This is a genomic window from Bacillus sp. G16 (assembly GCF_021282335.1).
GTDB lineage: Bacteria > Bacillota > Bacilli > Bacillales > Bacillaceae > Bacillus > Bacillus inaquosorum.
In genome coordinates this window covers 131,202-153,228 of sequence record NZ_JAJSOZ010000005.1, presented here as the reverse complement: position 1 = coordinate 153,228, position 22,027 = coordinate 131,202, and the positions used below count along the sequence as shown (strand labels likewise).

At 44.2% G+C, this 22,027-nt stretch carries 26 protein-coding genes and 3 pseudogenes; 8 read left to right on the top strand and 21 right to left on the bottom strand.

The genetic code is table 11. The features are described from left to right. Positions 1–7 precede the first annotated feature (7 nt). The 21 genes and pseudogenes from yesR to LWH95_RS07770 all read right to left on the bottom strand — a co-directional run bounded on the left by yesR (position 8) and on the right by LWH95_RS07770 (position 16,976). Positions 8–1,042, bottom strand: a complete 1,035-nt coding sequence (gene yesR, locus LWH95_RS07870) for a rhamnogalacturonyl hydrolase YesR (RefSeq protein WP_148983167.1) — start codon at positions 1,040–1,042, stop codon at positions 8–10. A gap of 15 nt (positions 1,043–1,057) precedes the next feature. Continuing rightward, a complete protein-coding gene (locus LWH95_RS07865; protein WP_232919279.1) occupies positions 1,058–1,948 on the bottom strand; it encodes a carbohydrate ABC transporter permease in 891 nt (296 codons plus the stop codon). Between the two features lie 3 nt (positions 1,949–1,951). Beyond that, entirely contained in the window at positions 1,952–2,881 is a 930-nt protein-coding gene (locus LWH95_RS07860) for a carbohydrate ABC transporter permease (protein WP_133488906.1), read from the bottom strand. Further along, complete coding sequence (locus tag LWH95_RS07855) at positions 2,878–4,161, bottom strand: ABC transporter substrate-binding protein (RefSeq protein WP_232919278.1); 1,284 nt, start codon at positions 4,159–4,161, stop codon at positions 2,878–2,880. The genes LWH95_RS07860 and LWH95_RS07855 overlap by 4 nt, the downstream gene beginning before the upstream one ends. A gap of 103 nt (positions 4,162–4,264) precedes the next feature. Next, on the bottom strand, positions 4,265–5,374 hold the full coding sequence (locus LWH95_RS07850) for a response regulator transcription factor (RefSeq protein WP_133488902.1): 1,110 nt from the start codon (positions 5,372–5,374) through the stop codon (positions 4,265–4,267). Beyond that, entirely contained in the window at positions 5,374–7,107 is a 1,734-nt protein-coding gene (locus LWH95_RS07845; RefSeq protein WP_232919277.1) for a cache domain-containing sensor histidine kinase, read from the bottom strand. The genes LWH95_RS07850 and LWH95_RS07845 overlap by 1 nt, the downstream gene beginning before the upstream one ends. After that, the gene (locus LWH95_RS07840) at positions 7,104–7,733 is read right to left on the bottom strand and encodes a YesL family protein (RefSeq protein WP_119913527.1); all 630 of its coding nucleotides are present in this window, start codon (positions 7,731–7,733) and stop codon (positions 7,104–7,106) included. Before LWH95_RS07840 ends, LWH95_RS07845 begins: the two co-directional genes overlap by 4 nt. Before the next feature lie 113 nt (positions 7,734–7,846). Continuing rightward, a pseudogene (locus tag LWH95_RS07835) lies at positions 7,847–8,148 on the bottom strand (YesK-like family protein). Positions 8,149–8,170: 22 nt separating this feature from the next. Continuing rightward, complete coding sequence (locus LWH95_RS07830) at positions 8,171–8,713, bottom strand: GNAT family N-acetyltransferase (protein WP_133488894.1); 543 nt, start codon at positions 8,711–8,713, stop codon at positions 8,171–8,173. Between the two features lie 122 nt (positions 8,714–8,835). Further along, a complete protein-coding gene (gene cotJC, locus LWH95_RS07825; protein ID WP_003240039.1) occupies positions 8,836–9,405 on the bottom strand; it encodes a spore coat protein CotJC in 570 nt (189 codons plus the stop codon). 14 nt (positions 9,406–9,419) lie between these two features. Continuing rightward, entirely contained in the window at positions 9,420–9,683 is a 264-nt protein-coding gene (gene cotJB, locus LWH95_RS07820) for a spore coat protein CotJB (RefSeq protein WP_003240040.1), read from the bottom strand. Next, complete coding sequence (gene cotJA / locus LWH95_RS07815) at positions 9,667–9,915, bottom strand: spore coat-associated protein CotJA (protein ID WP_061186154.1); 249 nt, start codon at positions 9,913–9,915, stop codon at positions 9,667–9,669. The genes cotJB and cotJA overlap by 17 nt, the downstream gene beginning before the upstream one ends. A 126-nt stretch (positions 9,916–10,041) precedes the next feature. Continuing rightward, positions 10,042–10,910, bottom strand: a pseudogene (locus LWH95_RS07810) (NmrA family NAD(P)-binding protein). Beyond that, positions 10,907–11,350: a nuclear transport factor 2 family protein gene (locus LWH95_RS07805; RefSeq protein ID WP_119913732.1), complete on the bottom strand. Its 444-nt coding sequence runs from the start codon at positions 11,348–11,350 to the stop codon at positions 10,907–10,909. The pseudogene LWH95_RS07810 and the gene LWH95_RS07805 overlap by 4 nt, the downstream one beginning before the upstream one ends. Before the next feature lie 77 nt (positions 11,351–11,427). After that, the gene (locus LWH95_RS07800) at positions 11,428–12,012 is read right to left on the bottom strand and encodes a TetR/AcrR family transcriptional regulator (RefSeq protein WP_133488888.1); all 585 of its coding nucleotides are present in this window, start codon (positions 12,010–12,012) and stop codon (positions 11,428–11,430) included. Between the two features lie 107 nt (positions 12,013–12,119). Continuing rightward, positions 12,120–12,488 (bottom strand): spore coat protein, encoded by a 369-nt coding sequence (locus LWH95_RS07795; RefSeq protein WP_232919352.1) that lies wholly within the window; start codon positions 12,486–12,488, stop codon positions 12,120–12,122. Positions 12,489–12,612: 124 nt separating this feature from the next. Then, positions 12,613–13,332: a YebC/PmpR family DNA-binding transcriptional regulator gene (locus tag LWH95_RS07790; protein ID WP_133489092.1), complete on the bottom strand. Its 720-nt coding sequence runs from the start codon at positions 13,330–13,332 to the stop codon at positions 12,613–12,615. Between the two features lie 159 nt (positions 13,333–13,491). After that, the gene (locus LWH95_RS07785; RefSeq protein ID WP_119913524.1) at positions 13,492–13,668 is read right to left on the bottom strand and encodes a phosphatase RapH inhibitor; all 177 of its coding nucleotides are present in this window, start codon (positions 13,666–13,668) and stop codon (positions 13,492–13,494) included. Further along, entirely contained in the window at positions 13,658–14,800 is a 1,143-nt protein-coding gene (locus LWH95_RS07780) for a Rap family tetratricopeptide repeat protein (RefSeq protein WP_119913523.1), read from the bottom strand. Before LWH95_RS07780 ends, LWH95_RS07785 begins: the two co-directional genes overlap by 11 nt. A 163-nt stretch (positions 14,801–14,963) precedes the next feature. Beyond that, entirely contained in the window at positions 14,964–15,818 is an 855-nt protein-coding gene (locus tag LWH95_RS07775; protein WP_232919276.1) for a hypothetical protein, read from the bottom strand. 147 nt (positions 15,819–15,965) lie between these two features. Then, entirely contained in the window at positions 15,966–16,976 is a 1,011-nt protein-coding gene (locus tag LWH95_RS07770) for a hypothetical protein (protein WP_232919275.1), read from the bottom strand. A gap of 213 nt (positions 16,977–17,189) precedes the next feature. Between LWH95_RS07770 and LWH95_RS07765 the strand changes: the two are divergent. From LWH95_RS07765 to LWH95_RS07730, 8 genes and pseudogenes are all read left to right on the top strand, one after another. After that, a pseudogene (locus LWH95_RS07765) lies at positions 17,190–18,347 on the top strand (ribonuclease YeeF family protein); the annotation flags it as partial. 80 nt (positions 18,348–18,427) lie between these two features. Continuing rightward, positions 18,428–18,910 (top strand): colicin E3/pyocin S6 family cytotoxin, encoded by a 483-nt coding sequence (locus LWH95_RS21710; protein ID WP_332880186.1) that lies wholly within the window; start codon positions 18,428–18,430, stop codon positions 18,908–18,910. Positions 18,911–18,930: 20 nt separating this feature from the next. Continuing rightward, entirely contained in the window at positions 18,931–19,476 is a 546-nt protein-coding gene (locus LWH95_RS07755; RefSeq protein ID WP_232919274.1) for a hypothetical protein, read from the top strand. A 23-nt stretch (positions 19,477–19,499) separates the two neighbouring features. Next, a complete protein-coding gene (locus LWH95_RS07750) occupies positions 19,500–19,988 on the top strand; it encodes an immunity protein YezG family protein (RefSeq protein ID WP_232919273.1) in 489 nt (162 codons plus the stop codon). A gap of 16 nt (positions 19,989–20,004) precedes the next feature. Then, positions 20,005–20,466: an antitoxin YezG family protein gene (locus LWH95_RS07745; protein ID WP_232919351.1), complete on the top strand. Its 462-nt coding sequence runs from the start codon at positions 20,005–20,007 to the stop codon at positions 20,464–20,466. A gap of 34 nt (positions 20,467–20,500) precedes the next feature. Further along, on the top strand, positions 20,501–20,971 hold the full coding sequence (locus LWH95_RS07740) for an immunity protein YezG family protein (protein WP_232919272.1): 471 nt from the start codon (positions 20,501–20,503) through the stop codon (positions 20,969–20,971). A 76-nt stretch (positions 20,972–21,047) separates the two neighbouring features. Further along, positions 21,048–21,518, top strand: a complete 471-nt coding sequence (locus LWH95_RS07735; RefSeq protein ID WP_003240070.1) for a TIGR01741 family protein — start codon at positions 21,048–21,050, stop codon at positions 21,516–21,518. 242 nt (positions 21,519–21,760) lie between these two features. Further along, positions 21,761–21,967, top strand: a complete 207-nt coding sequence (locus tag LWH95_RS07730) for a bacteriocin immunity protein (protein WP_003240072.1) — start codon at positions 21,761–21,763, stop codon at positions 21,965–21,967. Positions 21,968–22,027: the final 60 nt, after the last annotated feature.

Below are 22,027 nucleotides of genomic sequence, written 5' to 3'. Positions count from 1 at the left end.
GCCGTCTTTACTGATACACGCGTTTTTTCGTTCTCAAAACATCAGCAAGAAAAGTCAGCGCAAGTCCCTGTCCCCATCCTTGTATTCGTTTGTAAGGCACCTGTTTGTATCCCTCGGCATTATTCATGACGGCTGTTCCGGCCGATACCTTGCTGACCCGGCCGTCCTCTTCCACCGCATCCAAAATGGCGGAAAGCGATTTCTGCACGTATTTTGTATAGAGCTTTCCGCTCGACAGCAGAGCAGAGGCAATGCCCGCCGATGCCGACACCTCGAGATACGAATCCGGATCATCCAAAATGGTATGCCACAACCCTGATTCATCCTGAAGCCGGACAAGTGCGCTCAGCTGGTCTCTGAGCGATCCGTCGATGATCATAAAGGAGGGATGCGTCACCTCAATGAGCGGGAGCGCCTTCGCCATCGTGAGTGCTGCCCAGCCATTCGCCCTGCCCCAATAAATCCCTGACAGATGATTTTGCGCTTTGTTGTCCCAGGCGTGGTAGTACAAATTCGTAACGGGGTCTTGAAGCACGTCTTCATGTCCGTGAAACTGGCGCAGACCGTCTTCAAAATAATCCTCGCGCTCCATCACCCGCCCGATTCTCAGCATAAACAGCCCGGCCATCATCAGCGTATCCGCCCATGCCTGCTCAGGAAACACATATTCAGCCGAATTAACCGTATGCTGAAGGATGCCCTCGCCGAAGCGCGGCGCTTTATGCAGCACATATTCCGCCATCTCGCCGGCCGTTTCCAAATACACGTGATCCCCCGTCACTTTGTGGAGAAATAAAAGCGTATGTCCAATAGATACCCCGTTGATCGAAAGCGGCGGCAGCCCATCCTCCAGCTGTTCATCCACCCACGTTTTTAACAGATTGATATATTCCTCGTTTTCCGTTGCTTCATAAGCTTCCGCCACGCCGTAAAACGCGACGCCGCCCGGCCAATCCCACGCAAAATCCATCTGAAATGTCCGTTTCACGATCCGGTCAATGACGGACGTCACCTTTTCTTCATCAAAGATAAGCTGTGCCATCTGCAACACTCCTTTTTATTTTAATCCGGTCGTACTGATCCCCTGAACGATATATTTCTGAAACAAAAAGAATACGAGAATCACAGGCAATAACGAGACAGCCGACATCGCAAACATCGCACCCCAGTTCGAAGCCGATTCCGTATCGAGGAAAAGCTTCAGCGCAAGTGAAACAGGATAAAGCTCCGGCTTATTCAGATACAGGAGCGGCTGAATCAACTCCTCCCACTTCCAATAGAAGGAGAAAATCGCTGACGTGGCAAGCGCCGGGGCAATCAGCGGCAGAATGATCCTCCAAAAGCAGGCAAAGCGCCCGCAGCCGTCGATTCGCGCGGCTTCATCCAGCTCCTCGGGAATCGTCCGAATAAACTGGATCATCAGAAAGATAAAAAACGCATGCCCGAAAAATTGCGGAACGACAATCGGTTTAAAGGAATTCAGCCAGTCTAATTTCGCAAACAAAATATACTGCGGAATCATCAGCACTTCATGCGGCAGCATTAACGTCCCCATCATGCAAGCGAACCAAAACGCTTTTCCCTTAAACGGGATGCGCGCAAATCCGTACGCAATGACAGCCGATGACAGGACGGCGCCGATTGTGGACAGCCCGACAATGATCGCCGAGTTTTTAATAAAGGTCAGAAACGGCTGCCCCGCAATCCCCTTCCATCCTTCAGCATAGTTACCGAGAATAAAAGGATCTGGAATGAGAGAATGAGAGGTTGTAAAAATACTGGAGCTTTCCTTAAACGAGCTGACAAACAGCCAAATGACCGGGTACAGCAATAACACCGCCAGCAATGCCGTAAAAACATGGAACAGTATGCGTTTAGGCCTGATACGCCCGGCTTTTTTTCTCTCAAAAACCGGGGCTTCTCTGTCAGGCTGGTTGACCGGCTCCATCCATCATTCCTCCTTTGACTCGTAATGAACCCAATATGACGATGTTTTAAACAAAATCAGCGTAATCAGCCCGACAATGAGAAGCATGACCCACGCCATCGCCGATGCGTAGCCCATTTGAAAATAGTTAAACGCCCGCTGGAACAAATAGAGCGAATACAAAAGTGTCCCGTCAAGCGGCCCGCCCTCGCCCTTTGAGATGATATAGGCAGGTGTAAACGTCATAAAAGCAGAAATCGTCTGCATCACCAGATTGAAGAAAATAATCGGCGTAAGAATCGGAAGCGTGATCTTAAAGAAACGCTGCACCCGATTTGCCCCGTCCACGCTGGCTGCTTCCAAATACGAAGACGGGATGTTTTTCAGCCCGGCCAGAAAAATCAGCATTGATGACCCGAACTGCCAGACAGACAGCAGAATCAATGTCCACAGCGCACTTGTCGGGTCCTGATACCAAAGAATTTTTTGATCAATCCCGACAAAAAACAGCAGTGCATTGATGACCCCGTCATTGCCAAAAATATTGCGCCACATAATCGCCACGGCCACGCTCCCGCCGATGATGGAAGGCAGATAAAAAAGCGTTCTGTACATGGCCGTTCCTTTTGATGCATTGTTTAAAATGACAGCGATAAAAAGCGCGAAGCCGAGGCGGAGCGGAACCCCGGCAAGCACATACGTAAACGTCACCTTCAGCGACTGCCAATACTTTTCGTCACCCGTAAACATTTCCTTGTAGTTGTCGAGCCCGATCCACTTCGGCGCCGTAAACAAGTCATAGCTTGTGAAGGACAGAAACAGGGACGCCCCCATCGGAATCACCGTAAAACAAAGGAACCCGATAATGAACGGAGAAATAAAAGCATATCCCGCCAGATTGTCTCTTCTCATGCCCCGGCTTTTTTTCATTGCGTCAGCCCCATTTCCCGTCAATTATTTCTCTCTAATATCTCATTGGCCTGCTTCCGGAACGTTTTGGCGGCTTTTTCCGGCGATATCTTCTGATACAGAATCTGATCAGACGTATCCTTCAGCAGCTTGATGACCTCCGCGCTTCCCACAGGCTCCGGCGGATCGGCTTTGCTGATGTTTTTTGATGCTGTTTCTACATATTCCACGATGTTGGCTTCTTTCTCATTCAGCTTCGGTTTAATCGCATCCGCTACCTTGTCGGATACCGGTACACCCCGCTCGCCTTTGATCAGCATGTTTGCCTCTTTATTGTTGACGAAGAAGTCGATAAACTTTGCTGCCTCTTTTTTATGCTCAGAGCTTTTCGGAATCGAAAACAGCATACTCGGCTTCAGCGTCAGCGCCTTTTCCTTCACTTGCTCCGGCGGCAGATAAAGAGACAGCGGCGAGTCTGTCAGCCGGGCAAATCCCAAATATTGATTGGAGTAGTTCCACGTAATCGCTGATTTGCCTTTGACGATAAAGTCGTCCTCCATCCCTTTAATCTGTGCGCTTTCATCAGGTGTTGGGGATGTTTTCGCTTTCACCAGCCTCAGCTGCCGTTCAAAATAATCGACGAACAGCTGATCATCCTGATACGCGAGCCCTGTGCCGTCTTCTTTATAAAAACGCTCACCCTTCGTGCGCAAATAATAAGGGAAGAAAATATCAGGCGGATGCATTCCGTTAGAGCCGTAGACGCCGGCTTTTTCCTGAAGATCATACGCCAGCTTCTCGTAATCCTCCCACTTCCAGTTTTCCTGATTGATGGACACACCGGCTTTTTTCAGCAAATCATCATTCGCAATTACAGACAGCACGTTGACGCCTAGCGTAAATCCATAGAGCTTATTGTCAATTTTTCCGCCCGACAGCATATTCTCCTCGATTGAACTGACATCAATCGTTCCATCCTTTGTATACGGCGTTAAATCTTCCAGCTGGTTCTTCTTGCCGTATTGTGCCAAATAAGCGGTATCCATTTGAATGACATCGGGAAGCTGGCCGGCGGCAGACATCGGCGCAAGCTTTTTCCAGTAGTCATCCCAGTTCGCAAATTCCGCATCAATATGGACGTGCGGATTCTTTTTCTCATATAGTTCAATCACCTTCGTTGTATAATCATGCCTTGGCTGCCCGCCCCACCATGCGATTCTGAGCGTAATGTCTTCTTTTTTCCCCGATGCCTCTTCGCCCGCAGAACATCCGCTGAAAAAAAAGACACATACAAGCGATAACAGCACGAAACAAATCTTCTTCAAACCAATCCCCCCTTTAATGTAAGTGCTTACATTTTATTTTAAAGCGTTCAGATGGGGCGAAACACTCAAAAAACAGTGACGAAAGTAAAAAAAACAGAGATGGCTATCCTGCGGAAGCGCCTCCCTGTTTTCTTCTGAATTCTGACGGTGTCAGACCGGTATATTTTTTAAAGACGAGACTGAAATACTTTGGATTATCGCCAAACCCGATTTCTTCCGCGATCTCTGAAACACTCACGTCCCGCCTTAATTTCATCTGCTTCATCGCATGCTCAAGACGCACTCGCGTTACGTATTGGGAAAATTTCTCACCTGTTTCCTGCTTAAATAATTTCCCGAGATAATCAGGATTCATAAACAGCATATCCTTCGCCGCCCACTTCAAGGAGAGATTCGGATTTCCGAGCTCGTCGGCAACAAGCCTGATCATTTTCGAAATCACTGCGCTCCCGTGCAGGTCTCCAGACGCTTCGGCTGTGTCACGAAACAGCTGCCCCGCGTTCCGGAGTTCTCCCGCCTGGCTGATGGCCATCTGGCGGTTCGCGAAAACGTCCGCCGCCTTGTCAGCGGCGTTCTCCGCTACGGCGAGCACGGTCCACTCTCCGCTGTTGCAAACCGCTGTCAGCGCAGAACCGAATGCCTCTTTGGCCGCGGCATCATCAACAGATTGTTCCCCTTTTAAAATCAGGAGGCGAACCTTTTTTTCGGCAAGTGAAGGCGGCGGAGACAGCTGGGCTACGCCGGCGATCAAACCCTCCAAGTATTGATCGGCAGCAAAGGAACGGATATGATCGAGCTCATGTTTCAGGTGGGCGGTTTTCTTTTTCCGCACCTCATGCTGCTTCAGCTCAGCAATGATTTCCTCCAGCGAGCTGATAATTTGCTGTTCATTGCAGGGCTTCAGCAAATAATGCTTTACACCGTATTTCATGGCTTCCTTCGCATACTCAAACTCTCCAAACCCGGACAGGACGATAAATTGAACAGACGGACTCACGGCTGACACCTTTTTGATCAGCTCAAGCCCGTCCATGCCGGGCATTTTGATATCTGTAATAACGATATGCGGCTGCTTATGTAAGATCTTGTCATACGCCTCATTCCCGTTCAGCGCTTTGCCGATCAATGAAGCACCAAGCGCCTCCCACTCAATGATTCCTGCCATTCCGTCAAGAATAATCCTCTCATCATCAGCTAGTAATATCTTATACATCACGCCACCTCATTTCGGCACGGTATTGTGATCACAATCCTCGTTCCCTTTCCTTGCTCACTTTGAATGTGCAATCCGTACGGCTCTCCGAATGTCAGTCGAATGCGTTCACGGATATTCCAGAGTCCGATTCCTCTTCCGCCCGATGTTTCGAGGATCCGCTCATCCATGCCAGGGCCGTTATCTTCGACCGTAATACAGACACAATTCTTCGTCTTTTTTGCCTGAAGGCGGATGGCGCACGGCCTTGTGAAGGGCTCAAGCGCGTATTGTATCGCATTTTCCGCCAGCGGCTGGAGCGTCAGTTTTGGAATGAGGCAATGCTTCACTTCTTCGTCGATATCCAAAGTGAAGTTCAGGCGCTCTTCAAATCGAAACCGCTGAATGGTCATATAATGAAGAACGATGTCCGCCTCATCCTGAATGGTCACTGTATCTTTCTTCATATGTATACTGTTACGCAGAAGAAAACCGAGCGATTCCACCATTTTTGAGATTTGCTTTTGCTGATTCGCCTTTGCCAGCCAATTGATGGACTCGAGCGTGTTATATAAAAAATGGGGGTTAATCTGGGCTTGCAGTGCTTTCAATTCGGTTTCTTTAATGATAAGCTGCTTCTCCACATTTTCTTCCATAAGCTCATTAATCCGTTTCATCATAACCGTAAAATGGCGGTTCAGCATGCCGGCCTCATCCTGTGTATGTTCCGGCAGAGATAGAGATACACCCGCTTCAAGACCGCCGTGCTGCACCGATTTCATCGCGGACACAAGCTGCTCGATCGGCTCCGTAATGCTGTTGGCGATTTTCCGTCCGAAAAGCAAAACCACACAGAAAAACAGAAGAAAACACGTGCCGATCACCGTTTTCATAAAGGAAATTTTTGCGAACATCTGATCAAAGGGGATGACATTATAGTAGCTCCAATTTTGATAGGATGATTGAAGAAAAGAAATAAAATAACGTTTGCCATTCTTTTTTATCAAGTCATAACCGGGGTGCTTTAGCGTCTCTTTTGCCGCCTCAGGCGCAAGCACCGAACCATGTGCCGAATACACCAAATTCCCGCTTTGGTCGGCGATCATCATGTCTCCAACCGAATCGCCCCAATCCTTCGGCAAATCACGAATCATCTGTTTCACATTGACTTGGATCAGCACCATACCCAAGCCATTCAAACTCAGCTGGTGATAAGATCTGATTTGCCGCGTTGAAATCAGGACAGGATCTGAACCGCCGAGCGTCATCCAAAGATTTCTGCCATTTTTCGCTTTGGCTCGTTTAAACACCTCTTCCTGCTGCTGCTCCAAAAGATCTGAAGAACTGCTTCCGGCTGAATACTCTGAGCCGCGGGCATCGATCAAATGAATGGAATCGATGTACTTTTCATCGCTGGCATATTCCGCCAGCTGATCCCACAGCTCCTGCTTCATTTGATACTGATCGTACGTATCATCACGATTTTGCATGCTCAGGATGCGCTGAATCTGTTCGTCCGTAATGATTTCATATGACACATCCTCTATCTTCTTCAGCTCGTCTTCGATCCTTTCAGAAGACATCCGCAGCACCTCCGACGACTTGCGGTAAATCTGCTCATCATACACATGAAAGGCGTATTGCACCCCGCTGTATACAAACAGAAAGGACACGGCCATAATCAGTGAAAGGAACACAAACAGCTTATCCTTAATCTTCATCCGCCTGTACCAGCCAGCAACTTTTTTTTTCATGCCGCCTTTTCTTTCTCCTGCCGCTGATCCATTGACCGAAACGCTTTAAAGGATAGCTTCGTTATAATCAGGCTAAGTAAACTCCCGCTGAAAAACAGCAAAAATGTGACATGAAACAGCACGAGAAACAACACACCGACAGCGCCCGCTGCCATCATGAGCGTCACCGCCGGACGGCTGAAGGCAATCAAAAAGCTGATGCTCAGCACCTCTCTGATTTTCACATCAAAATGAGAAAACACCGGGAACACATACAGCACAACAAATGCGAAAATCAGGCTGATGCTCAAGAACACATTGACAAGCACAGGCTGATTCATTTGAGCCGCAATCCGCATATCCGCAAACAGAAACAGGCCGGCTGTCACAACAATAAGCCCGAGGATTTGCGCTGCCCGCCACTCCTTTTTAAACGCCCGAAAAAAGACTGAAAAGACCGGGGCATCCGTGTTCCCCTTCGCCCATTCTCTCGCCACTGAAAACATCGCTGCAGTAGCGGGCATCAGCCCAAATACAACCAGACCTGCAAGGGAAAACAAAATCCAAAGCACATTCAAATAGGCTAATCTCATCACCCACGTACAAAAACGATTCAGCCCATTCGTCACACTGTGTATCATCAACATCACCTTCCTGCTACAGAAAACGCTTTCATTTTAAAGTAATATGTATTTCTCCTTCCGAAAGAAAATTCCTGCCGCCTGTGAAAAATTCGACATCATGAGAGCAGCCGCCACTCTTATTTTTTCCTGTATCGCCGGATGACTTTTCCGATCAAATATCCGGCAATGGATCCGCAAATGACATTGAATCCAAGCATTCCGAGCGCAGCCCCCTCCCAGCCGCGTACAAAAGCGAGGCTGTACCAGATCGCAAACACGCCAAGGACAACCAGCCCGGCCAACATCCATTCCGGCAACCTTCTGTCAGGAAGCTTCATCCGTACAAAAAACGAGACGCTAGTGAACAGACAAGCCGTCACGATCCCTATTACAAAAAAAATTGGCCACATCGCCTGCCCTCCCTTTTAGAAAAAGACAAAAAAGCCTCCTGCAAAGGACGCTTATTCTGCCGAAATCTCTTTCTCAAATAAATGATACCCGGATGGATCGGCACCCATAAATTCATATCCCATACGCCGATAAAAGGAGTGCAAGGCGTCGTTATCAGCGACACAGTCAAGCCGGATCTGTGTTTTTCCCGGATAGTCAACACCCGTTTCTGCCCAATGAAGAACACGCGCGCCAAGCCCCTGTCCTGCAAACCGGCGGCTGACCGCCAGGCGGTGCAAATAAATGGACTCCTCGTGCCCATCATCTCCCCAAAGTGTCCTGTCCCACTCGCTCGGTTCCGGCAGCAGCATCACGACAGCCGCAAGCTCTTCGTCTTTTTTAAACACAAACACATGTCCATTTTCAATTGAACCCGTGATATCATGTGTATCTTGCCCTTCCAGCAGTCCGCTCCATTGGTTAGAGCCCCGATCCCGAAGCCATTCAGCAGTTCGGACGAGCAATCCAGTAATCGATTCCGCATCCTCATACACGGCCGGACACGCGTAAAATCCATCTGCAATCGTTTTACTCTTAATCTTAAAAGATGACATAAAGGCCTCCCAATCAAAAAGTAAGCTTGCACACACCTTGATTATAATGCAGACCTAACAGCAAAAACAGACATTTTCTCTGTATGTAAAAGGGGTGCATGAAAGAGAGGCCCATCTGCCCATTAGAAAAACTTCTTTTTATCCCGTTCTTCTTTTAAAATCTCAACCGCTTCTCTGAAGCGCATAGAATGCACGATTTCACGTTCACGCAAAAAACGCAGGGAATCGTTCAAATCAGGATCATCCGATATATCGATCAGCCATTGATACGTCGCCCGCGCCTTTTCTTCTGCCGCAATGTCTTCGTATAAATCGGCAATCGGGTCGCCCTTCGCCTGGATATAGCTCGCTGTAAACGGCACGCCCGCCGCATTGTGGTAAAAAAGCGCGCCATCATGATTGGCATAGTGATCGCCGAGCCCGGCTTCACGCAGCTGCTCCGGCGTGGCATCTTTCGTCAGCTTATAGACCATGGTCGCAATCATTTCCAAATGGGCAAATTCCTCCGTGCCGATATCCGTTAAAAGGCCGATGACCTTATCAGGAATCGTATACCGCTGGTTCAAATACCGGAGAGCTGCGGCCAGTTCGCCGTCCGCTCCGCCATACTGCTCAATCAAATATTTCGCCAGCGTCGGATTGCACGTACTGACCTTGACAGGGTATTGCAGCTTCTTTTCATACACCCACATTCAGGCATTCCTCCTTATACTTGCCACGGCCAAGGCCCTTTTCCCCAATCCCAATCCTCGCCCGCGGGGCTGTTTCCGAACTGCAGAAGCGGTCCGTAAGAGGATTCGAACTGTCTTTTTAAGTGCCTTGAATAACCGGAGTATTGATTGAATTGCTTCAGCGCGTCTTCATCATGAGGATGTGTATTTAAATAAAGGCTCAGCTCAACGAGCACAAAATCAGCGGCCTGGATTTGCTCAAGCTGACGGTAATATTCGGCATCAATCTTTTTTGCCATGTACGTCTCCCCCTCGATAAGGGTTTTCATAAAAATCATAGAGATCCTTCCAAAGGGTGCCTTTCCTTAAAGCCTCCATTGGCGAGAACTGCTCCATATGCTCAGGCTGAAAGGTCATATAAAGATTAGGCGGCGTTCTGTAATATTTCTTCCCTATGGGCGGACAGGGATCAAAACGGCTGTGAAAGGGCGTGTATGTTTTGACAGGCGTAAACGGCTGCATATCCTTCATTCCGGCTCCTCCTTTCTCAAAAACAATGACCTTAATAGGTATGAGGCAGGAGGCATGATTATGACTGAAACACGACTTAGCTTTTTCAAAAAGAAGACCTTCGGCATCGCCGAAGGTCTTTCTAGATCAATCAGTCCAAAATGAGGTCAGCGTTTCCAGTACGCAGCATGAGCTGCCGCAAACTCAGTCAGTGAACGGGGTTCTTTTCCCGTCACACGCTTCACTGTATCCGTTACCCGATGTTCCGCACCATGGCGAATCGCTTCATCCAGCCCCGCCATAAAACGGGCATAGTCCGCCGGCAAACCTGCTGCCTCCATCCTATTCTGCAGCTCGGAACGAGAAATGCTGACGTGCTCCACCCGGCGTCCCGCCGCAGCTCCGATGATCTCCGCCGCTTCGGCATAGCTCAGCGCCTCGGGTCCTGTCAGAATATGATGTGTTTGATGAGGAACATCATCTATCAAAGCACGCACGGCCGTTTCTGCGATGTCATCAGCGTCGATGAACCCTAGCTTTCCCTCACCCGAAGCCGTGATGATGTGCCCATCCGTTTGAATAGACATGCCATGCTGGACATTGATGAAGTTTTGCATAAAGTAAGAAGGCCGGAGCACCGTCCATTCAGGGAAATCACGTACCGCCCGATGAAGCGCACCAAACACAGGGCCATCCTCAGGGACAACCGACGCACTGAGCATTACCACTCGCTCCGCACCGAGCCGCTTTGCCTCCTTTAGAAACGGGAGCACATAAGGAGCCGGGTCAAATACACCGACCGGGGCAACAAGATAGATCTGTTTCACCTGTTCTAAAGCAGGTGTAAAACTGGACGTGTCCTTCCAATCAAAATACACATACTCAGCATCAGAAAGCGTGCCCTTTTTCCGGCTTGCAATACGCACTCTGTACCCGAGCTCTATTAAACGGCTGGCGATTCGGCTCCCGGTTGTGCCGGTCCCGCCCGTGATTAAAATCGGCTGCTGTTTCATCATTTTCCACTCTCCTCTGTTTGCAAAAATGATCCTCCAAACGCCTCTTTTACGACGAGCGGATTCCAATAATCCTTATAACGCACAATGCGGCCGTCCCTCGTTTCGATGACACTGATATAGCTTTGGCGATAAGGCAGCCCAGTCTCAATCACATGGCCGTCACATTGAAACTCCGCGATGATCGTATTCGTATCTGCTGAGCGGTACACTGTCGGAGCCGTAAACGAAGAAAGGTGAATCTGATCAGGATAATCTTTAATATAATTGTAAATGGCCGCCTTTCCTTCTATTCTTTTTGGTGACCCCTCCGGCGCATAAGGAAACTCAAATACGGCATTCTCATCCCAAAGCTCCGTCCAGCTCTTCATGTCCTTCTCAAGCATATAGGCCATAAACTTTCTCAATGTGTCACATGCCTTTTCAAATTCATTCATTAACATTCATCATCACCTCATTTTTATTTTAGACCATTTAGTCCGAAAAGTGCATACATGGGCAAAGAATCCTTTACCACATGTTAATCAAGCACCGATAAACTTACGTCAACATGGTCCTGAAGCCGGCCCATATCAGCCGTCACTTTGGCGACAAACGTCAGAGACAGCCTGCTCTGATTCAAGTATCGGGCAAGCGCAGATATATCAGTATCTTCGCCAGTCAATTCTCCTTGATCCTTCGCTCTTAAAAGCGCCTGATAAAAAGCGTCCTCAAGCTGCTTCGACTGTCCCTCAAAATACCGGGCAAGCTCAGGATCATGCGGGATCTGTTCAATCGCACTGTTAATAATGAAACACGCCTTCGCCCGTTCCGGATCTTTAAGGACATTGACGCCTTCTTGAAAAATTTCACGAATGGCTTCCTTTACAGATCCAGGCGCCTCAAGCCTTTCCATAACGGCAGCATTTTTCCCCTCAAGATACGTTTTCACAGCTGACAGAAACAAATCACGCTTCGTGCCATACGTATCATACAAACTTTGGCGCGCAATGCCTAAATGAGAGAGCAGTTCCTGAAGAGACGTGCCTTCGTAGCCGTACTCTCCGAAAACCTCTATCGCCCTGTGAAGAACAAGCGCCGTATCAAATTCTTTATTCCTCCCCAAAAGGCTATCACCTCCTGAAACAAATGTTACCAGTTTCCAGACTGAACAGTCAAGAAAAAGATAAAAAACACTCTTGAACTGCAAGAGTGCCTCTTTTTACCTCATCTTTATTTATAGCCGTCTTGTCCCCAGTTGCCCATATGGTGGTGGTGATGGTGGCCGTAATTACCATCATGATGATGGTGGTGATGATTATCTTTTCCATCATGATGCTGGTGATAATAGTGGTGATGCCCATCGTTCTCATGGTGCATGCCGTAGCTCGGATCACTTACAGTTCCCGGATAGCCAGCATAGCCGCCGCTTGGATAACCGCCGTAGCCCCTGTGTGCGCCATGGCCCGGATATCCGCTGTCCCCTCCATATATGCCGTATCCTGGGTAGCCTGCATCTTGCATATTGTATCCCTGATGGCCAATACCACAGCCAGGATAACCAAAACCGGGTCCTCCATACATATGTCTAATATCAGTCATATTCATCCACTCTCTCCTTCGCATAGGTTACAGTCCAGAGTATGAGAAGATCTTATAGATCGTATGGGCGGCCGCCTAAACCAGCTAAAAAGAAAAAAGCAGACCATGACAGTCTGCTCACTTCTTATTCACCTAAATCAACGTTATGATACACCTGCTGAACATCTTCCAAATCCTCTAATGCATCAATCAACTTTTCAAACTGTTCCTTCGCATCATCCGGAAGCGTCACTTCACTTTGCGCAAGCATGGTCAGCTCCGCTACTGTAAATTCCTCAACGCCCGCGTTTTTAAACGCCTCCTGCACCGCATGGAATTGGTCCGGCTCAGCATATACGATCACGCTGTCATCTTCTTCTAAAATGTCACGGACATCGACATCCGCTTCCATCAGGATTTCAAGCGCTTCGTCAGCTGTTTTGCCATCCATACCGATAACAGCCGTCGCATCAAACATGTAAGCAACAGATCCGCTCACACCCATGTTTCCGCCGTTTTTCCCGAACGCCGCACGCACTTCCGGCGCCGTACGATTTACATTATTCGTCAGCGCATCAACGATAATCATTGATCCGTTCGGCCCGAAGCCCTCATAACGAAGCTCATCGAAATTCTCTTCCGCTCCGCCCTTCGCCTTCTCGATCGCACGTTCAATGATATTTTTCGGCACGCTGTAAGTCTTCGCGCGCTCAAGCACAACCTTCAGCGCCTGGTTGGATTCCGGATCAGGCTCGCCCTGTTTCGCCGCCACATAAATCTCACGGCCAAACTTCGCATAAATCCGACTCGTATTCGCGTCCTTAGACGCCTTCTTCTCTTTAATATTGTTCCACTTACGGCCCATGATGCTCCACTCTCTTTCATATATATCAATCTGTATATTGTTATTCACTTTATCCATTATACCTCAAATGGTTTGGTTGTTTCGAGTGTCTTGCGTTAGAAATAGAAGGAATGCCGCGGTGTGGAGAATCGAACGTCTTCCGTAAAGCAAGAAAAAGCCCTAGCTAAGGGCTTTCTTCTTCTGATCCATGGGTTTGTAAGGGGAATGATCGATATACGTCGTGTTTCGATCCGTTGATTCCTTAAAGCCGCCGGAGTTTGCCAAGAAAGGAAACGAAATGCTTCCGAAAATAAGGGTAACACCAAGGCACATCAACACTTTTTTCTTAATAAGCATATAAACACTCTCCTTTTTGAATATCTTCTTGCGCTTTCAGCACTTTCCGATAAAACGCAGCAGCGTGCTCAAAATGACAGCGGCTTTCAAAAACAGCGGCAGCGCTGCGGGCACATGCTTCAATGTAAGCGTGCAGGTTCTTTTTTTCAAAATAGGCTAACATCTCAAGGATTCTGGTCTCATCAACACTCTCTTTGTAGACGGCCTGCAAGAACAGATACAATTCTTTATAAAATTTGTGAGAACCCGCATTTGGATATGTTCTAATATGGCCTAATCCTTCCTCTATGAACTGAAACGCCTTCTGTGTTTGGCCTGTTTTACATAATGTCCAGCTTAATCCAAACAAGACGTTCGGAAGCAGATCAGGGACCGTTTCTCTGCTTACCTTCGCTGCTTTTTGGAAGTGTTCTATAGCCATCTGATCGTCTCCTGATCTGTCATAACTGTTCGCGATGTTCAACAAAGAAATGGCGATAAACCGGTCGTTTTGAATGTCCATGGCCAATTCCAGCGCCGCTTCTAAATGCGGCAGCGCTCTACCATAATGTTTGAAATCATCATAGTTGCCGGCGATCACAAACAAGCTTTGTATGGTTCTAATGCTGTATAGGGGATGGTTTTGATAAATGTCTAAGGCTTGAAGAATATGATGCATCGACACATGGGTTTGCTTCATATGGTAATACGCTTCTGCCACTTTAAAATGGAATTCCGCTTTCTCAATTTCATCTGACACAAACGGCAGTTCTTTCTCCGCCTCGCGATAAAACCCGATCGCTTCCACATATTCTTTTTGATCAAATTCATACATGCCGCGGAAAAACAAAGAGTAGTATTTCAAAAGGCCTGTGAGTTTTTTCTGAGGAGTCTCAATCGTTTCCAGAAGCTCTGTCACTGTAGGGCGATTCCCGTATGTTTGTCCCGGCTCCAAATAATCCAGCATCAGCTGGTGCCGAAAACACATCAGAGAATAATAGATCAGCAAATCCTGATCCTCTTCCATCTGCTGAATGTCCTGCTCCACCTCCGCTTTCAGAACCTCAGCATCCGGAACACTGAACTGGCGAATCATCTTGTACCATTCATTTATCTTAACACCGACACGCGAAGACGGTATGGCTTGACTCAACGGCTTCCCTCCTTCTCTGTGAGATATGTCATATTCTATCAATCCCATATTTTGAAAACAACACAGAAGGAAGAAATTGTTTTTTCATCCTGTCAATTTGTTTTTCCCCGCAAAAAAAAGACCCTTTGCGCAAGGGTCCATGCTTATTTCACATACGCATTCACTAGCTCGTAACAGCGCTGATTCTTCGTTTTACTTGTTCTATAAAAGCAAACACGTCTTCAGCAGGCATCAGGTTTTCCAGCAATTGAATGACATTCTCTTTCCCCACAATTAACTCCTGATCTCTTAACATCACAGGCGTTTCCTTAAACACATGCCAAGGATAAAATAACCTGAGAAAAGGATCTGAAAAATAAATCCCTTTGTCCGTTAATGTGATGCCATCTGTTTGCTTCACGGGAAAAGTACTCCAGAAGGAGATCATCTCCTGATCCTTAGGAATATGCAGCCGTTTTCTCAATCGTACCTCTCTCTTTTCAGAAATCTCGTTACCGACCAGTAGCCCATTGGTCAAACCGAACATCTTGTCATGGCTGTTCTGAAACAAAATACTGATTTCCCTCAATTCACTGGCAGAAACAGATACATGATCTATCCGGGGTTCCGTAAGCAAATCCAAGCCATTTTCACTAAGAAATTGCTGAATTACCCTCAACAGCTCTGCCAACAGATCCGCAGGATATGAACTGAAGCCGACATCAAAGACCTCTTCTCCCTCAAACCAAATCTCATAATCATCCGTCGATTTAATCGATTGGATATCAGTGAATGCTTCCCAGGTCACACATCCTTCTTGTTCTCCAAATCTCTTCCAGTACAGTCCCTTACTCGTAAACATAACAAAGCTTTTCGCTTTATTTCCCATGGAACAATTCAGTAAGGCCGTCACCGTTTCTTTCTTCGATAACGGGAATAGCTCACACGCATATGTCAAAAGCTCCTCAGGAACAAATCCGGTAAAGAACTTATCTTTTTGATACATTGAACACAAATCACTCAAATATGAACCACCCATCGCTTCATCGTCCTCCTTTTGTTTCATATACGAGTACTTTGAATGAAAGTTTCACAGAATTTCGACACCGTTATCAGCAAAGATCAACTCTTGAACAAAAAAGAAAAAGACGCTAAGAGCTTTGATGAGCTTTCAGAATCTATAGCTTTAATCAACCACAACAAAATCCTGTACCTTAACCTGTTCCTTAGGCAAATCAAACTGATAAAGCTTCTTCTTAGAACGAATATCAAACACACCCACGTACCCGCCAATGCCCTTTTTATGCTCTTCCTGGGCAACAATATACAGTTGATTCCCCTTAAACTTTGCATCCATATAAGGGAATTTCAAGCCGTATGTGTGAAAAAAAAAATCCTTCCCATATTCCAGCAAGTTCGCTTCACCCTCTTTGTCTTCATACGTCACGTAAAAGGTGCAGCTTTCTTTGTCATAGTACACGGTATCAGCGTATTCAAGCTCATCAGGATACGGAATATATGTCGTCTTCCATGTTCCTTTTTCAATAACAGTCAGTTCATGCTGCGAGCTCGCGACAATAAATTCCTCCGAGTCTGCGAATTTATCTGCGTATGAGGCTAAACCTAGGGTTTCAATGATTTCCTCTGTTTTTCTATCGATCACATAAATAGACATGCCTTGGATGATATAAATATAGTTCTCATCACTGGCCCCCATCGTGACAAGCGAAGGCAAGGTGAGCTGATATTCCTTTTTCGTTTTTCTGTCGTTTATGTATATCTCATTCCCCGTCGTATCAACATTATAGGCCTTAACAGTGACATCCTCCCCCTCATACCAAAACGCAAATGGATCTGACAGCAGATGCTCTTTGACCACATCCTTCTCCAGCGTATAGTAAAAAGGCTCGTGCTCCGCTAATAATACAATGTCTGTTGATGCGACAGATTTCGTTTGAATATAAGGCACATCCGCCACCTTGAACGTGCGCCTATTAAACCTTTCGCCTGTTGAGGTTGAGAGCAGCGTGCTTTCTTTTATGAGAGGATTGGAGTAGATAAAAAAGATGCGGTCTTCTTCAGGGTGGATGGCGGAAGCTTTGACAGGAATATTGTCTTTATTGTGTAACTGAACATACAGAGCAATGGCGCATACCATTAACCCTAATAAACTAAATGTAACCCGTTTTTTCTTCATCAACATGCTCCTTAAAAATACAATATAGAATCCCAACTTCCAAAAAATGTTTAGTGATCAATATCATTTCGACCATGTTTCCACCAATCCCTTCATGAATAAAGACATATGCCAAATGACTCATTTTTCCACCAAAACACGTTCTCACACCCACCCTCATCCTGCTCCGTGGTAAAATTTTGATATTGAGCGAACAAAAGAAGGGAAATGGTCATGAAAGTATTTGAAGCGAAAACACTGCTTTCGGAAGCGACAGACCGTGCAAAAGAGTACAAAGTACTAAGGATGCAAATGGTGAACTTGAGAAAGCTTTAAAAAGCGTCGCTGATCTAAGTGACAGCGAATTCTCAGGAAAAGGCGCCAGCAACATCAAAGCCTTCTACCATGACCACGTCGGCGTCACCGACCAATGGATCGACTACATCGACATAAAAATCGCATTTTTCAACAGCATCGCCGGAGCCGTTGAGGACAAAGGCCTCTCTGACGCATACATCGAAGAATCCTTTCTGGAACACGAAATGGCAAATGCCCACAAAAAATCAAAGTCCATCATGTCCGAACAGAAAAAAGCCATGAAAGACATCTTGAATGATATCGACGACATCCTCCCGCTCGACCTGTTTTCAACAGAAACCTTCAAAGACGAGCTGGCAGATGCCAACGACAAACGAAAAAAAACACTGGAAAAATTGGACGCCTTAGACGAAGACCTGAAGACAGAATACGCCCTGTCAGAACCAAACGAACAATTCATCAAGTCCGACTTCCAAAAGCTCCAAGAAGCAACGGGCAAAGGCAAAAACGCCACACCCATTCACTACAACGCCAGGGCGTACCGTGAGAGCGACATACATAAGAAAAAAGGCGACATCGAGAAGCGGACGGATGCTTACTTGAAGATTAAGAAAGAGGAAGCGAAGGAACGCGAGATCAAAGATTTGAAGAAAAAGCTTGCGGATGGTGTGTCTGACCCGGATGAGTACTTAGAAATTGCGAAGAAGATTGGGTATGAGAACCTTGAGCCTTATCAACAACAGTATGTGATACAATTAGAAACGGCTAAGCAGGAAGCTAAAATTTTAAAAGGAATTGGTGAGGGATTATACAACTTTGGAAAAGACACTGCTCTTGGTGTGAAGGATATGATTTTACATGCACCAGAGACAATTAACAGTGTATACAAATTTTTAAACTCCTCTCCCACCCAGCAACTCGCAACAGTTACGTTTACGGGAGTTAATATATGGGCAGCGTTATCCGATTCATGGAAGCGTGATATGGTAAACGGAGACGCAGAGTCAAGATCACGTTGGATCACCTATTCCCTGGCCACTGTTGTAACAGCACTTATTGGAACTAAAGGTATAGATAAAGTTGGAAAGCTAGGAACACTCACAGCTCAAAAAACTATTACAAAAGGCAGTAAAGCACTTGTTACTACCTCAGAAATGTTCAGTAACATGCTTTCTAATAGAACAAATCAATTTGCTTTTGCGGGTGACTTACAAAAAATACAAGATGTTCATAACGTTCTAAATACTGAACTTCTTAGAGATGTATCAAAAAAAGAAAGTGTATTATTTCAATCAAATAGTGGGAAATCACCTTCGAAAAGTAGTACTTTTGATGTTACATCTTTTGAAAAGAAAATGTATAGCATGAACATCAATGAAAAAATTGCTTTTATAAGAGAAACCGCCGCCCCAATTGCTAAACAGAATGGCTGGAAAAAAGATTCTAAACTATCCACAATTAATAAACGAGATGTATACTACGATTCAAAAAGTAAAACATATTATGCTCTAGATACACAACATGGGCGCTTTGAAGTCTTAAATAAAAGAGGGAAACATCAAGGGGAAGTCGATTTTAACCTTAATCCTACTAAAGAAGCGGACAAATCAGGCGGACATGATTTAAGAATAAAATAGATATTTTGGGAGGTACCCTTATGGATAAATTGATTGCTGATGCTATTAATAAATTCTACAATAAAGAGTCTACACAAGAAGAGTATCTATCTTTATGTAAACAAGAAATTATCCTCTCTGACTCATTAAAGTCTTATTTAAAAACAGAAAAAATAAGTTATGAAAATACAAATGAGGATGAAATTTGGCCTTCTGCTACATTTAGATTTGAATTTGAACCATTTGTAAAAAATGATTTTAATATAAGCTATAGCAGCAAACTAATGATTTCTAAGTTGGCTCCTATCTTTTACATACAACATGAATTTGAGTTAGAAAACATTGATCCAAAGAGAACAACTCCAATCCTAGATGGTTTTAGTACACAAACATATTCTATGCCTCAACAGGAATTCGATGCAAAAGTGAACCAAACTCTAAAACAAATGGGATACAACGCTCTTGATTATCAAGAAATGAACGAAATCATTTGTGATCTTGATATAAAAACAGCGCCTTTATTCGGTCCTCAAGTCACGGTAGAACTGGCATTATTTCATGATTTGCTAGAGCTTTGTCCAGAGTAGCAATGCTGGAGGATGAGTCTTTTTTGGAAAATGAATTAAATGCATTATATAGAAACATAGCTGAAACCGTTAACGAAATGATACCAGAACCATGGGAGAAATTTTTGTTCTATGCTCAGGTTTCAGAGACAGGTGGAGGCACTTACTTTTTTTATAATTCTCAAAATGAACCTAATCATTTTAAGTACAGTCTTGAAATTCCGTTTGAATATGATATTGACGAAAATGAATTCGATCAGTATGAGATGGAATTATTTAAACTAAGCGAAAAAATGAGAGATGTTTTCAAAGATCATGATCAAGAATTATTTTACTCCTTCACTCTTAGCCTAGAAAGATCAGGAAAATTAACTGTCAACTTTGATTATACAGATTGGTTTAAGACAGATTATAGTTTCAGTGATCAGTTTATCATCTGGAAATTTAAATATTTAGGGGAAGAACCTAAGGATCCATCATTACAAAAATTAATAAAAAAATATTTAGAAGAATATCCTGAAAATCCAATTTAATAAAGTTGGGATAATGATGTTAGAAAAAACTTATCTACAAATAACTGATGTCATAGGAAAAATAATTCCTGCTGATTGGAGTAAAATTGTTCTTTATGCCGAAATACTAGACGGTTCCAGAGAAGTGTATTTTTTCTTTCAAACACCAGAAAACGATGAATATATATACTCTCACGACATTCCAGAACAATTTCAAGTCAGTAAAAAGATTTATACCGAACTATTAATAGATCTTCAAGAGTTATTTAAACAGTTACACAATGAGTTTAAAGAAAATAATCCTGAAGCATGGACAAATTTGACACTGAATCTTGAAAGCAATGGAACGTTCTCAATTGATTATGATTATGAAGATGTTATTGAATCTACTTTGGACGAATACCAAAGACAAATGATTTGGGAGTACAATAACTTGGGTATTTTCCCTGAAGACGAAGAGGATAAAGAATTTGTTAAGGATTATTTAAATATTAAATAATGCCATCAACAATTCAAAGTTAAAGGTTAATTTAATGGAAACTGTAAAAATAGGTGAACTATATCAAAAGATTGCTGAATATCTAAATGAAATGATCCCATCTCAATGGAAAAAGATCGTTTTATATGCTGAAATACTTGATGACTCAGCAGATATATACTTTTATTTTACAACATCAAATAATAGTGATTATTTATATTCTCATAATATACCTGAACAATTTAATGTAAGCGAAGAGATTTACGATCAACTGCTAATTGAACTTCAAGAGCTATTTGAAGAACTAAAAGAAGAATTTAAACTAGGCAACCAAGATAATTGGACAAATCTCACTTTAAAATTAGAAAACACCGGAAAGTTTTCAATTGATTATAATTATGATGATGTTTTATCGTCTGAACTTGATGACCTTCAAAGACGAGATGTTTGGAAATATCAAAATTTAGGGATATTGCCTAAAGATGAGGACGACAAAGAATTTGTAATAAACTACTTCGGTCTATAAATCAAAAATGGCTCAGCCCTTCTCTGCTGAGCTATTTTTGATAACTAAGATTTCTCGACGATTGAAGGTGAAAAGATTGGAAACTAAAAAAATGCAAGATTTGTACCAGCTTATTAGTCAGAAATTAAATGACATCATACCTTGTGAATGGACAAAAATTTATCTTTATGCAGAAGTATTAAATGACTCTACCATGGTTCTCTTTCACTTCAAGACACCAGAAAATAATCAAATTATTTATTCACAAGATATACCTAACCATTACAACGTAAGCAAGGATATCTTCAAGACGTTGTTAAGAGAGCTAAGAGAACTTTTTGAAGAATTAAAAACTGAACACAGAAATAATAACGATGATGTTTGGACGAACCTTACACTAACATTGGATCGTAGCGGAGAATTCCAATTAGATTATAATTATGATGATATTTTAGCATCAGAATTAGATGGATATGAAAGAATCGCAATATGGGAATATAAAAACCTTGGTATTTTGCCTGAAGATGAGGATGATAAAGAATTTGTAATTAGCTACCTCGGTCTATAATTAAAAAATAGCTCAGCCCTACTCTGCTGAGCTATTTTTTATAAACCAATCTAAAATAAAGAAATTTTAGAGGTTTTCCATATAAATATATATTGATTATAAATACAATTAATAAACTCTATAATGAGGCTAACCTTTCTCAAGACAATTATCTATCATTATGCAAACAACCTATAACATTACCAGAAGAAATAAAGTCATTTGTAAAATCAATGTAGATACAATCTATTGGAGGGTAAACAATGGATAAACTGACAAAAGAAGAGTTGATCTTTCTTGTAAAGGAATTAATGAACCCAACATTAGATAATGAGAAAGTCAGTGAATATCTCGATTTATTAGAGAAAAATGTTCCTCATCCGGCACCAAGTGATTTAATTTTCTGGAGCAATGAAGATTACACAGCGGAACAAGTTGTAAAAATTGCTCTAAATTATAAAGATGAGTAGTCTATCAAACCATTAAACAGATATAGCAACTCTCAAATGGAATAGAAATTTAAAAGGAGC

Coding starts and splice junctions, on each gene's coding strand:
- yesR (WP_148983167.1), bottom strand. CDS start 1,042: ATGGCACAGCTTATCTTTGATGAAGAAAAGGTGACGTCCGTCATTGAC.
- LWH95_RS07865 (WP_232919279.1), bottom strand. CDS start 1,948: ATGGAGCCGGTCAACCAGCCTGACAGAGAAGCCCCGGTTTTTGAGAGA.
- LWH95_RS07850 (WP_133488902.1), bottom strand. CDS start 5,374: ATGTATAAGATATTACTAGCTGATGATGAGAGGATTATTCTTGACGGA.
- LWH95_RS07845 (WP_232919277.1), bottom strand. CDS start 7,107: ATGAAAAAAAAAGTTGCTGGCTGGTACAGGCGGATGAAGATTAAGGAT.
- LWH95_RS07840 (WP_119913527.1), bottom strand. CDS start 7,733: ATGTTGATGATACACAGTGTGACGAATGGGCTGAATCGTTTTTGTACG.
- LWH95_RS07830 (WP_133488894.1), bottom strand. CDS start 8,713: ATGTCATCTTTTAAGATTAAGAGTAAAACGATTGCAGATGGATTTTAC.
- cotJC (WP_003240039.1), bottom strand. CDS start 9,405: ATGTGGGTGTATGAAAAGAAGCTGCAATACCCTGTCAAGGTCAGTACG.
- cotJB (WP_003240040.1), bottom strand. CDS start 9,683: ATGGCAAAAAAGATTGATGCCGAATATTACCGTCAGCTTGAGCAAATC.
- cotJA (WP_061186154.1), bottom strand. CDS start 9,915: ATGAAGGATATGCAGCCGTTTACGCCTGTCAAAACATACACGCCCTTT.
- LWH95_RS07805 (WP_119913732.1), bottom strand. CDS start 11,350: ATGTTAATGAATGAATTTGAAAAGGCATGTGACACATTGAGAAAGTTT.
- LWH95_RS07795 (WP_232919352.1), bottom strand. CDS start 12,488: ATGACTGATATTAGACATATGTATGGAGGACCCGGTTTTGGTTATCCT.
- LWH95_RS07790 (WP_133489092.1), bottom strand. CDS start 13,332: ATGGGCCGTAAGTGGAACAATATTAAAGAGAAGAAGGCGTCTAAGGAC.
- LWH95_RS07785 (WP_119913524.1), bottom strand. CDS start 13,668: ATGCTTATTAAGAAAAAAGTGTTGATGTGCCTTGGTGTTACCCTTATT.
- LWH95_RS07775 (WP_232919276.1), bottom strand. CDS start 15,818: ATGGGTGGTTCATATTTGAGTGATTTGTGTTCAATGTATCAAAAAGAT.
- LWH95_RS07770 (WP_232919275.1), bottom strand. CDS start 16,976: ATGAAGAAAAAACGGGTTACATTTAGTTTATTAGGGTTAATGGTATGC.
- LWH95_RS21710 (WP_332880186.1), top strand. CDS start 18,428: ATGTTCAGTAACATGCTTTCTAATAGAACAAATCAATTTGCTTTTGCG.
- LWH95_RS07755 (WP_232919274.1), top strand. CDS start 18,931: ATGGATAAATTGATTGCTGATGCTATTAATAAATTCTACAATAAAGAG.
- LWH95_RS07745 (WP_232919351.1), top strand. CDS start 20,005: ATGTTAGAAAAAACTTATCTACAAATAACTGATGTCATAGGAAAAATA.
- LWH95_RS07740 (WP_232919272.1), top strand. CDS start 20,501: ATGGAAACTGTAAAAATAGGTGAACTATATCAAAAGATTGCTGAATAT.
- LWH95_RS07730 (WP_003240072.1), top strand. CDS start 21,761: ATGGATAAACTGACAAAAGAAGAGTTGATCTTTCTTGTAAAGGAATTA.